General features: G+C 44.8%; 10 protein-coding genes and 1 tRNA gene. 2 read left to right on the forward strand and 9 right to left on the reverse strand.

What is annotated here, in order from left to right; translation table 11 throughout:
- Nucleotides 1-78 precede the first annotated feature (78 nt).
- Nucleotides 79-267: a DUF2065 domain-containing protein gene (locus MSG34_RS23715; RefSeq protein ID WP_010434105.1), complete on the forward strand. Its 189-nt coding sequence runs from the start codon at nt 79-81 to the stop codon at nt 265-267.
- 171 nt (nt 268-438) lie between these two features.
- On the opposite strand, the gene hflC is transcribed toward MSG34_RS23715, so the two are convergent.
- The 8 genes from hflC to tsaE all read right to left on the reverse strand — a co-directional run bounded on the left by hflC (nt 439) and on the right by tsaE (nt 9,950).
- Complete coding sequence (hflC, locus tag MSG34_RS23720; protein ID WP_010434102.1) at nt 439-1,416, reverse strand: protease modulator HflC; 978 nt, start codon at nt 1,414-1,416, stop codon at nt 439-441.
- A gap of 2 nt (nt 1,417-1,418) precedes the next feature.
- Nucleotides 1,419-2,621 carry an FtsH protease activity modulator HflK gene (hflK, locus tag MSG34_RS23725; RefSeq protein ID WP_048610697.1) on the reverse strand — a complete coding sequence of 401 codons (1,203 nt, stop codon included), beginning with the start codon at nt 2,619-2,621 and terminating at the stop codon, nt 1,419-1,421.
- A gap of 27 nt (nt 2,622-2,648) precedes the next feature.
- Nucleotides 2,649-3,956 (reverse strand): ribosome rescue GTPase HflX, encoded by a 1,308-nt coding sequence (hflX, locus tag MSG34_RS23730; RefSeq protein ID WP_017059928.1) that lies wholly within the window; start codon nt 3,954-3,956, stop codon nt 2,649-2,651.
- A gap of 44 nt (nt 3,957-4,000) precedes the next feature.
- Nucleotides 4,001-4,264, reverse strand: coding sequence for an RNA chaperone Hfq (gene hfq, locus MSG34_RS23735; RefSeq protein ID WP_017059927.1), 264 nt, complete (start codon nt 4,262-4,264; stop codon nt 4,001-4,003).
- A 193-nt stretch (nt 4,265-4,457) separates the two neighbouring features.
- A complete protein-coding gene (miaA, locus tag MSG34_RS23740; protein WP_248339583.1) occupies nt 4,458-5,390 on the reverse strand; it encodes a tRNA (adenosine(37)-N6)-dimethylallyltransferase MiaA in 933 nt (310 codons plus the stop codon).
- A 97-nt stretch (nt 5,391-5,487) separates the two neighbouring features.
- Nucleotides 5,488-7,674: a DNA mismatch repair endonuclease MutL gene (mutL, locus tag MSG34_RS23745; RefSeq protein ID WP_248339584.1), complete on the reverse strand. Its 2,187-nt coding sequence runs from the start codon at nt 7,672-7,674 to the stop codon at nt 5,488-5,490.
- A 102-nt stretch (nt 7,675-7,776) separates the two neighbouring features.
- On the reverse strand, nt 7,777-9,492 hold the full coding sequence (locus MSG34_RS23750; protein WP_248339585.1) for an N-acetylmuramoyl-L-alanine amidase: 1,716 nt from the start codon (nt 9,490-9,492) through the stop codon (nt 7,777-7,779).
- The gene (tsaE, locus tag MSG34_RS23755) at nt 9,486-9,950 is read right to left on the reverse strand and encodes a tRNA (adenosine(37)-N6)-threonylcarbamoyltransferase complex ATPase subunit type 1 TsaE (RefSeq protein ID WP_004735870.1); all 465 of its coding nucleotides are present in this window, start codon (nt 9,948-9,950) and stop codon (nt 9,486-9,488) included. Before tsaE ends, MSG34_RS23750 begins: the two co-directional genes overlap by 7 nt.
- Before the next feature lie 240 nt (nt 9,951-10,190).
- On the opposite strand from tsaE, the gene queG reads away from it, so the two are divergent.
- The gene (gene queG / locus MSG34_RS23760; protein ID WP_048617802.1) at nt 10,191-11,351 is read left to right on the forward strand and encodes a tRNA epoxyqueuosine(34) reductase QueG; all 1,161 of its coding nucleotides are present in this window, start codon (nt 10,191-10,193) and stop codon (nt 11,349-11,351) included.
- 632 nt (nt 11,352-11,983) lie between these two features.
- Here queG and MSG34_RS23765 read toward each other — a convergent pair.
- Nucleotides 11,984-12,059 (reverse strand) — tRNA-Gly (locus MSG34_RS23765).
- Nucleotide 12,060: the final 1 nt, after the last annotated feature.

Here is a 12,060-nt window from a genome sequence, read left to right on the forward strand (position 1 = left end):
AAATAAACCAGCCATAACTGGGGGCAGATGTGTAAAGATACTGATATCATTGCTTTTTTACAGACAAAAGGCAGAACCATGTCTCAATCAATTTGGCTCGCTATTGGGCTCGTACTTATTGTGGAAGGGCTCGGCCCCTTGATTGCACCCAATGGCTGGAGAAACATGGTCGCACAACTGAGCGAGCAACCAGACACGCAACTGCGCCGCATTGGAGGCTGTCTTGTGGTGGCTGGAGCGGTTATCGCTTTCATGACCTACCGCTAGTTTCTATAAGTAGAACGCTGTTGAGCGCCTTCACTCGTGCCTCAATAGTGAATCCGCAAACATGTCTCCTCCTGAAATAAGTCATAGAAAACAAAAAGGCTCCCACAATGGGAGCCTTTTAAGTTTTAACGTATTTTGCTTATTGAGCTAAGCATTCGCTAACGCATCAGCTTATTTTGCTGGAGCGCCGCTTGCTTGATTCATGTATTGGAAGAAGTCAGTCTTCGGATCCAGTACTAGAATGTCGCTCTTATCGCTAAATGATGTCTCATAAGCTTGCAGTGAACGCATGAAGCCGTAGAACTCAGGATCTTTGCTGAACGCATCAGAGTAGATCTTCGCTGCTTCTGCATCCGCATCACCACGAGTGATTCGAGCTGTACGGTCAGCTTCAGCAAGAACTGTTGCCACTTCTAGCTCAGCTTGAGCACGGATAACTTCCGCTTTCTCACGACCTTGAGAACGGTGTCTACGAGCAACCGACTCACGTTCTGCACGCATACGACGGTAGATAGATTCACTGATTTCGTCAGGAAGGTTAATCTTCTTCATACGGAAATCAACAACTTCAACACCTAAATCAGCCATCGCACTTTCTGCCGTTCCAGACAAAACGTTTTCCATGATCTTATCGCGTTCGCCATCAACTTCTAGTGCTTCTGCAGCCGCTACCGTTGTGACGACTTCGCTATCAGCAGAGTCTGGCAGGATGTCCTTATTACGAGGACCTGACACGATCTGCTTAATTTCACGAGAACCAATTTCAGAACGAAGAACATCTGTCACTTTACGCTCAAGAAGTGCTTCTGCCGTCATGATATTACCGCCGCCAGTACTCAGATAGAAACGTCCAAAATCAGCAATACGCCATTTTGCGTAAGTATCAATTAGAACGTCTTTTTTCTCTGATGTTACGAAACGGTCAGAACGACCATCCATCGTTTGAATACGAGCATCAAGTACTTTTACGCGATCAAACATAGGCAGTTTAAAGTGCAGGCCTGGTTCATAGATTCGTGATACGCCGTTGTCATCGAGAACTCGACCAAAACGAATTACCATGCCACGCTCGCCTTCTTGAATCACAAATAGTGACATCAATAGAAGGGCAATCGTCACAACTAATACAGGGATCATTAATTTACGCATTATTAGTATCTCCCTTGGCGTGAACTGTCTGAACGAGTTTGAGTGCTAGGCTTAGGATCCGCTTGAGTTTCTAACTCAATTTGATCGTAAGTTGATGATGCTTTTGCAGGGCGAGAGCCCGACTGAGAACCACCTTGTGCGCCTAGCTTATCAATTGGTAGGTATAGCAAGTTACCGCTTGATTCAGAATCAATCAGGACTTTCGATGTGCTTGAGTACACTTTTTCCATTGTATCTAGATACATACGGTTACGTGTTACTTCAGGAGCAGCTTGGTATTCAGGTAGCAGTTTCTCGAACTGAGCTACTTGACCTAGAGCACCATTAACTGTGCGCTCTGAGTAACCCACCGCTTCTTTCTTCAAACGCTCAGCTCGACCTGTTGCTTTTGGAAGAATGTCATTTCGGTAAGCTTCAGCTTCACGCTCGAAACGCTCTTCATCCTCACGAGCCGCGATAGCATCATCAAATGCATCTTTCACTTGCTCAGGTGGACGTGCTGACTGGAAGTTCACGTCAACAATCAGAATACCCATGTCGTAGCTATCAATAATACGGTTCAACGTTTCTTGAGTGCTTTGACGAATCTGTTGACGACCACTTGTCAGGATACTATCCATTAGTGAGTCACCAATTACCGCACGAAGCGCAGAATCGGTTGCTTGGCGTAAACTGTCGTCTGCATTCGTTACACGATACAAGTACTTGTATGGGTCAGAAACACGGTATTGAACACCCATTTCAACGGTCACAACGTTTTCATCTTTCGTTAGCATCGTGCCAGCAGCACGTAGAGAACGAATCGCTTGAACGTTGACTAGTTGCTCATCTTTGATTTCATCGATGAAGCGTGGGTGCCAGTTAAGACCAGGTTCTTCGATACGGTCGAACTGACCCAGTCGAAGTACTACTGCTCTTTCTGCTTCGCCAACGGTGTAGAAACCAGCGAAGAACCAGATAGCAATAGCAATAACGGCAATGACACCAAAGCCAATTGCACCGCCACCACCAATAGATGGCCCGTTACCGTTGCCACCCTTTTTACCAAACTTGCCACCTAACTTTTGACTTAGTTTACTAAACACTTCGTCTAGATCTGGCGGTCCTTGATCTCGGCCGCCGCGATTATTTTTATTACCCCAAGGGTCATTATCGCGGCCGTTATTATCGCCGTTGTTGTTATTTCCAGGCTCATTCCACGCCATTAGAAAGCTCCATCATTTGATATGACGTTATACTGTAGCAGTCTCTTTGGTAACGATAAAGTCACCTAAGAGCGCCCCTTCTCTTTTTTCAAGTTTAGACCAATCTATTTGTTGCATTCGGATATCTATCAACAAGTTACCATTTTCATCATACTCTTCCTGTTGAATACATTTCATCTCGAAGAATAAGCTGCGAATACGGCCCTGATGTTGATGTGGAATACACAACCGGAATTGAACCATCTGGCTAGCTAAACGCTCAGTTAAAGCTTCAAACAGCAGTTCAATACCTTCTCCTTCCATTGCAGAAACCCAAACAGCGCGAGGTGCGCCCTCTTCGTCTCTTTCAATTCGAGGTTTTTGGTCTTCCATGCAGTCAATTTTGTTCATGACTACAAGGGTTGGCACTTCATGAGCATCGATTTCTTCTAATACTTCATGAACAGCCTGAATGTTCTCACGAAAACGGTCATCACTGGCATCGACAACATGTAACAAAATGTCAGCTTCCTGCGTCTCTTGTAATGTTGCCTTGAACGCAGCGACCAAGTCGTGTGGTAGATGACGGATAAAACCTACGGTATCTGCGAGAATTGCAGGCCCGACATCTGCCAAATCAATCTTACGTAGTGTTGGGTCTAGGGTTGCAAACAGTTGGTCTGCCGCATAAACACCAGCACTTGTGATGCGATTGAAAAGTGTTGATTTCCCTGCGTTGGTATAACCAACCAAAGAAATTGTTGGGATTTCAGCTCGATTACGAGCACGTCGTCCTTGTTCACGCTGCTTAGCGACTTTCGCTAAACGACGTAGTATTGCCTTTATACGGTCACGCAACAAACGGCGATCGGTTTCCAGTTGAGTTTCACCTGGACCACGAAGACCAATACCACCTTTCTGCCTTTCAAGGTGAGTCCAACCACGAATCAATCGAGTAGAGATATGACGAAGCTGAGCGAGCTCAACTTGTAGCTTACCTTCATGAGTTCGCGCACGTTGTGCAAAGATATCTAAGATCAAACCCGTGCGATCAATCACACGACATTTACACAATTGCTCGAGATTTCGCTCTTGGGCAGGAGAGAGGGAGTGGTTAAAAATCACAATTTCAGCACCGGTTAGCTGAACAGCTTGTGCGATTTCTAGGGCTTTACCTTCTCCAACGTAGTATTTAGGGAGTGGGGATTGTCGGCTACCAGTAATCACTTGTAGCGTTTCTACCCCCGCTGAGGAGACCAGCATTTCACATTCGCTTAGGTCTTCCCATTCTCCCTCTTGCGTGAAGTTGATATGAACAAGTACGGCTCGCTCGCCGGATTCATAACGGTCAAACAAGCAACCAACTCCTTATTACAGCGCAAGCTGTATCAATTGAACGATTAATCTTCAGTCTTCTCTGGACGATCAGATGGCGTGCGTTGCTCGCCGCTGTGGTGACTAACTGCGCGAGCAGGTACCACAGTAGAAATCGCATGCTTGTAAACCATTTGGTTTACTGTGTTCTTCAATAAGATCACGAATTGATCGAAAGACTCGATCTGACCTTGCAGCTTAATGCCGTTAACAAGATAGATAGAGACTGGAATGCGCTCACGACGGAGTGCATTTAGGAATGGGTCTTGTAGCGATTGCCCCTTAGCCATTTTATTTTCCTTATTTGTATTTTGTTGTAATTATTTAGCTAGTGGTGCACAAAAAGGTGCGGCCTTTGCATCTGAGCTAAATGAATAAAAAAACTCCGTTGTTATTGAAAGGCTGTGATTTTTTAAAAGCCTCAATAACGGATCCTTTCCAGAGTATATTCACGCAAAAGCGATCACATTATACACAGCAATACTAATCAGATGCTATTGCATCTGAAAGAGTTTCTAACGCTTGATCAATGTTTTCGCTATCTAACCAAGTTAAATCATCCCAACTGCGCAACCAGGTGATTTGTCGCTTGGCCAACTGACGGGTTGCACAGACACCACGGAAAACCGCTTCGTCTAAATTACAATTACCGTCTAAATAATCCCACATCTGCCTATAACCAACGCATCGGATCGATGGCAGTTCAGGGTGAAGATCTTCTCTGGCGTACAACGCCTTCATTTCATCTTCAAATCCCGCTTCTATCATCTTCTCGAAACGCAGCTCAATGCGGCGATGGAGTTCAGTCCTTTCCTTGGGAGCTATTGCAAATTGTTTTACACGAAATGGCAGGCTATCGCCTTTCGTTTGAGTTAGCTCTGTTAATGTTTTACCCGAAATTCGGTAAACTTCCAATGCCCTTGAAAGCCTTTGTGGATCATTTGGGTGTATTCTTTCAGCGGATACGGGATCTATCTCTCTTAATTGATCGTGCAATGCCTGCCAACCTTGTTCGATAGATTCCGCTTCAATCTGCTTACGAATCTCTTGATCCGCTGCTGGTAATGGCGATAAACCTTCCAACAATGCTTTGTAGTACAGCATTGTGCCACCAACAAGTAAGGGGATTTTGCCTTCCGCTACAATCTTATTCATTTCATTGATCGCATCACGACGAAAATCTGCCGCAGAATACGCTTCGCTTGGGTCCAAAATATCAATCAAGCGATGAGGCGCGAGCGCAAGCTCTTCCGCATCCGGTTTAGCGGTACCAATATCCATGTCTTTGTAGATCAATGCCGAATCGACGCTGATGATCTCTACAGGGTATTTCTGACGTAAGCGGATAGCTAAATCTGTTTTTCCTGACGCCGTTGGGCCCATTAAAAACAACGCTAAAGGTAATTTTTCAGTCATGATATTTTGTATTTGCTTCTCTGTTTTAGCGCTTTTTAGCAAAGGGCTTTGTGTCGCGACGTATTCAGCTAAAAAGACAAATGTCGTCGCGAAAAAATTAAACCGTAAACGCGGCTATAGTCGCTGAAAAGTCGATAGGATTAACAAACTCTGGATCATCTAATGGAAGTAGACCATGCCAAAGTTGTTCAAGTTCCCCAACTAGTTGAACCGCTTCAGATAAAGTGTAGTCGCTTTTTACTTGTGCTGTTTGAATCCCGATCCAGTTGACCAATGATGGCAATAGGTCGTTAGAAACATTAGCCGTGTGATTATCAGCAATCTGAGCGTTTAATGAAGCCGCGTAAGATAACAGATCTGGGATCAAAATTTGTAAGTTTTGCTGCCTTAAAGGAGAAGGCACGCCCATCACCATTACCGCCTCGCTGTTTCGCGCCTTAAGCTCAATCCCCAGTAATGCCAGAGTTTGGCTCAGCGCCTTAGCAACTTCGACAAGTTCACTACCCAGCTTAATCGATAAGGGTACCAATAGTGGCTGGCTTTTTAACGCGCCCCCTCGAGTATCAAGCTGACCAACAACACGCAATAACTCAGCCTTAGCCAAGGAAACCAATACACTGCCGTTCTTATTGCCCATCACCAGATATTGACGTTCCACAATCGAGACCGCTTTACCCAAGTCCGTTACAGGTGCTCTTGGTTTCAAGTTAACGGGATTCTGTTGAGCAGGCTTAGCTTCTTTGTCTATGTTATCTCTGGTTTCTACTGGTGCCACATGCGCTTGAGAAGATGAAGGCTGTAAAACTTGATCATCAAAATCAGGCGTTTTCAGAAGCTCTTTATAGGCTTTCACTTCTCGCTTAGATGGCGCAGGTTCACCATGATGCTGATGTGGCTTTTTCTCTTTTTTAGGTTCAGGTCGAGACTCTATCCACTCTTGACGAGGAGACCCGGTAAAACTGCTTTCACTAGCAGACGAGCTTCGGCCAGCAGATGAACTTGAGCTGGTTGATGGAGCATAGTGTCGCCCACCATCATTAACGCTGTGTTGAGGCTTATCAAAAGCGTGCTCTGATTCTGCTTTTCTCGGGTAGGCAGGCGTTTGCTCAATAGCGTGTCGCACCCTATCCGAAACTTGGGTTTGATCCGAACTGCTAGGCATTACGCTTTCTGGCTCAGCGAAACTTGCAACACCATCAACTTCAGAGCTCGTACTATCTTGCTGACGATGAATCACTTCTGATTGATGAAAAGCCGACTGATTGATTGGCGCAGCATTAATCTGCTTGCTCTGTGCTAAACCATCGCTCAATGCTTGGTAAATAAAGTCATGCACAAGACGCGCTTGATGAAAACGTACTTCATGCTTTGCGGGATGAACATTCACGTCCACTTGATGAGGGTCTAACTCAATGAACAACACATAAGTCGCGAATTGGTCTGGACGCAGGCTGGTTTCGTAGCTTTGACGAATCGCATGATTGATCAGCTTGTCACGCATCATACGACCATTCACATAACAGTATTGCAGGTCGCTTTGTTGTCTTGCCCCTTCTGGCGTGGTGATCCAGCCATGAAGTTTTAGGCCTTGATGCTCAAGTTCGATCTTAAGCATATGGCGAACAAAAGGATTGCCACATACCGCAGCGATGCGCTTTTCTGCTTGAACTTGTGTTTTTGCAGCGCGGTACTGACGAATCATTTTACCGTTATGGCGAAGGTTGATCGTCACATCGAAACGGCTCAATGCGATGCGTTTCAGCAGTTCATCGATATGGGTGAACTCGGTTTTCTCGGTACGTAAGAATTTGCGGCGCGCTGGTGTATTGAAGAACAGATCCAACACCTCAACCGAAGTACCAATGGGATGCGCTGCAGGCTGCAGTTTCACCTGCATATCACGACCTTCACTGTGTGCCGCCCAAGCTTGATCTTGAGTGGCAGGGCGTGAAGTCATGGTTAAGCGCGCAACCGAGCTAATACTCGCCAGCGCTTCACCACGGAAACCGAGGCTGACGATCGCCTCTAGGTCATCAAGGGTATGGATCTTAGAGGTCGCATGACGACTCAGCGCCAAGGCAAGCTCATCTTTAACGATGCCCTTACCGTTGTCACGAACGCGGATCATCTTGGCGCCACCTTTCTCGATATCAATATCGATACGAGTGGCACCCGAATCCAAACTGTTCTCAACCAACTCTTTTACAACAGAAGCGGGTCTTTCTACCACCTCACCCGCTGCGATTTGGTTAGCTAACCGAGCTGGCAGTATTTTGATCGTCATATTTATAGCTACCTTACTGCCATTGGTGGAAACGCTGTTACGTTTGCACTAGTTCTTCTTTTTTAACATTGATATACCTGAAGCCGCTTAGTATTCCCAAGACTACTTGTGAGGAATAATCAACACTTGGCCGATAGCCAGGCTGTCAGATCGTAGCTTATTCGCTTGGCGAATGCTGTTGACGCTCACGCCGTATTTCGAAGCTATCTTGCCAAGGTAATCACCTCTTGCAACTTTGTGTTTGCGCAGTGGGACATCTTTCACTTCAACCGTAATACGTAACTTCTGACCGACTCTCAATGTTTCAGACTTCAAGCGGTTCTCACGTTTGATATCTGCAACCAATACTTTGTAACGGCTGGCTATCTTACCTAGGTACTCTCCAGACTTAACCGTGTGAGTGATGGTCTTCGTTTTAACAGTACTGCTTGATGATGAGCTTGAAGCCCTGCCTGGAATCTTAAGTACTTGGCCAATTGCTAGGCTGCTCGATTTCAGATTGTTGAACTTCATCAACGTCTGTGTTGAGGTACCATATTTACTCGCAATCACAGACAAAGACTCACCACGAGAGACTTTATGTTGGCTCACGCTGCCCGTTGATGACGTTGCGTTAGACAAGATAATCCCTTCAGGCGGGTTAGCCTTCAAATACTTAACGACCGCTTTAGTCACTGCTCGTGCCAATTTATCTTGGTGCGAACGTTGGAAAAGAAGCTTCTCTTCGGTCGGATTCGAAATAAAACCTGTCTCTACCAATACAGATGGGATCTGCGGTGAACGCAATACCGCTAAGCTGGTGTTAATCGGCTTACTGTTATGCAGTTTCGCAACCTTACCCATCTCAGACAGAATCGTTGTTGCAAGCTTATAGCCCTCTTTCTGTGAGTGGCTGAACTGCAAATCAAGCAGGGTTTGGTTTACGTTCTTATCATCAATATTGCCAGTGAAAGCCGCACCACTACCACCCAGCAGTTCTGACTGTTTCTCTTTGTTCTCAATCCAGCGTGAGATCTCGGTATTCGCTCGTCGAGTATTCAACACAAATACCGAACCACCTCTTGGTTGAGGCGTCGTAAAGGCATCGGCGTGAATAGAGATCAACAGGTGAGCTTCATTCTCTCGAGCAATTGCAACACGTCGATTCAGGTTCACAAAGTAGTCAGCATTACGAGTCATACGAGTTTTGATCCCCGGGACCGCATTCAGTTGAGCTGCTAACTTCTTAGAAATACTCAGAGTCGCGTCTTTTTCATACTTACGAGATGGACCGATTGAGCCAGGATCTTCACCGCCGTGGCCAGGGTCAATCACAATTAGAATGTCTTTCTGGCGCTTAACCTGATTAATGTTCTTACTGACCGTTGGCTTACTCGGCGTCGATGTCGCTTTACTTGCCGCACCATGAGGTAAGTCAATCACCAAACGGTGTCCATACTGACCACCCGGAGTCGGGCTCAGTTTGAATAATTCTGCTTTAGACGACTTCTTTAACTCAAAAACCAAGCGATAGGTGTTTTTGTCTGGTGGTGAACTCTTACGAATTTTAGATAGAACAGGGCTGTCTTTCACCACGACCGGTAACTTAGTCGCAAGATTGGTATTCTTTAAATCGACCACTAAACGACTAGGGCTACTCAGAGTGAAATAGCTAAAGTCCGCTTCTGATTTTAAGTCGATAACCACACGAGTTTCTTCTGGAGAAGGCCAAACCCTTAAACTTTTCAGTGAGTTTGCAGAAACAAGTGAAGAAAACAGTATAGAAAAAACAGCAGCCATCATGGCCACTGTTGAAATAAGGCGTTTAGAAATCAACATAACTCCAACTGACTAAGTAAGCGCTGTCCGTATTCACTATTAGCGGTTAAAGAAACAATACGGTGATCGTCTTGGTAACGAATATCAATATCCAAATCGGCTTCTGGTAGCATCCCATAACCTTTCTCAGGCCATTCAACCAAACAGATAGCATCCGGCGTAAAATAGTCACGAATTCCCATGAACTCTAACTCTTCAGGATCGGCTAGGCGATAAAGGTCAAAGTGGTACACCTGCCAATCGGCAAGTTGATAAGGTTCAACTAGAGTATACGTTGGGCTTTTTACATTTCCTTGATGGCCAAGTGCTTTTACAAAGCCACGACTGAAAGTCGTTTTACCTGCGCCAAGATCACCATGCAGATAAATAGTCGTCTGCTGTGAGCAAAGATTAGAAAGCTCCGTTCCTAATTGAATCGTTGCTTGTTCATCTTTCAAAGTAAATTGTTTCGTGCTCATGAATACGTTCTCTAAAAATCGATCGTTGACTATATAAAAATCAAAAGAACAAGAATAGTAAACCGTGATGCTTTTGGGAGACAAGCACTCAAGTGTAAGTTCTATGAAAAATACTGCTCAAAACGCGTCTGTTCTGGTCAATACCACTAAGATCCGTTAAGATCCGCCCCCATTTTTGCCGAACCTAATTTTAATTAGCCTTATCTCTAATTGTAAAACAGAGAAAATAAGAATTAAGCCATGAATCTAGACCATCTTGCTGAAAAAATTAAAATCTGGGGAAAAGAGCTAGGCTTTCAAAAAGTTGGCATCTGCGATGTTGACTTAAGTGAACACGAAGCCCCTCTTCAAGCATGGCTAGATGCTGGCAATCACGGCGAAATGGATTGGATGGCTCGACATGGGATGATGCGTGCACGCCCTGATGAACTTCACCCAGGCACAATTCGAGTGATCAGCGCTCGAATGAATTACCTACCACCAGAAGCTCAGTTTGCCTCTAACCTAAGCGATACCACTCAAGGCTACATCAGCCGTTATTCTTTAGGCCGCGACTATCACAAATTGTTCCGTAACCAGTTGAAAAAGCTGGGACAAAGAATTGAAAAAGAGGTCGAGGGTTTAGACTCACGCCCTTTCGTCGATTCAGCACCTATTTTGGAAAGACCGCTCGCTCAGAAAGCCGGGTTGGGTTGGACAGGTAAACACTCATTAATTCTTGATAAAGACGCTGGCTCTTGGTTCTTTTTAGGGGAGCTGTTGGTTAACATCCCTCTTCCAACGGATGAACCCAGTGTCGATGAGTGCGGCAAATGCACCGCATGTATCACTTCTTGCCCAACGGGTGCCATTATTGCTGATGGCGTGGTTGATGCGCGAAAATGTATCTCGTACTTAACTATTGAATATGATGGTGTGATCCCTGAAGAGTATAGAGATGCTATTGGTAACCGTATCTACGGTTGCGATGATTGTCAGTTAGTTTGCCCGTGGAATCGTCATGCCGAACTCACAGAGCAAACAGACTTTCACCGCAGAGAAGATTTCCAAGAAGCCGATCTGGTTTCACTTTCAAGTTGGGACGAAGCAACCTTCCTAAAGAAAATGGAAGGCTCAGCAATAAGACGTATCGGCCACACCCAGTGGTTACGCAACATCTTTGTTGCGATGGGCAATGCACCATTCCAACAACGCATTGTTGAAACGCTGGAATCCCATCAAGGAAAAAACGATATGTTGGATGTGCATATAGAGTGGGCTTTGAATAAACAACTACAGCAGTTACCCAACTCTAGCAGTCTGCAAGAAGATAACGGTGTACAAAAAAGTAACAGCAAAATCCTCACCAAAAAGCACAGACTGATACGCATTGTTGAGAAAGGGCTACCAAGAGACGCCTAGCCCTTTTGGCATCAAGGATTGACAGCGACACCCACATCGATAGTCCAATATTTAAGACAACTCGTTGCACATAATTTTAGAACAATGTTTGACCTTGTTCTCAATTCTAACAATGTGGAAAAAATTCAGAACTCTCGTAAACTTCCGACACCCGCACAAAGTTAAACACAGTACCGATAAATGATTAAGATCAAAAAACAACAAGTTAACGATCTTTTATCAAATTCAAGATAAGCATTCAACTTGATAAAAAACAACAAGTTACGATCACCACAATTCAGCTAATATATTGAAAACAAGAAAGATCTTTTAGGGATATGTAAAGAATTAAGACTGAAATAACTTTATCAACCAAGTTATCCACACCTAACATTTTGTGGATAAGTCTGTTTATAGATATGAAAAACCTCAAGTATCTGCTTCAGAGACCTGATGTTTACTAGCATTCCAGTTGCTAAGAAAAATTTAAGACAAAAAAATATCCACCATGATGGAGGATTATTTGCTTTTTGGGGGGATTATGCTTCGCAGCATTAAAGAAAGAGCGTGACCCTTAAGGTCGCCTTTAAACTCTGTGATCTAAAGAAAAACACGGTGGTTTAAAGAGTCTTAATAGCTTTTTAGAAGAAAGCTGGAGCGATACATCGGGTTCGAACCGATGACCTCAACCTTGGCAAGGTTGCGCTCTACCAACTGAGCTAGTATCGCA

The organism is Vibrio sp. 1CM2L (genome assembly GCF_023161695.1).
In the GTDB taxonomy this organism is placed as follows: domain Bacteria; phylum Pseudomonadota; class Gammaproteobacteria; order Enterobacterales; family Vibrionaceae; genus Vibrio; species Vibrio coralliirubri.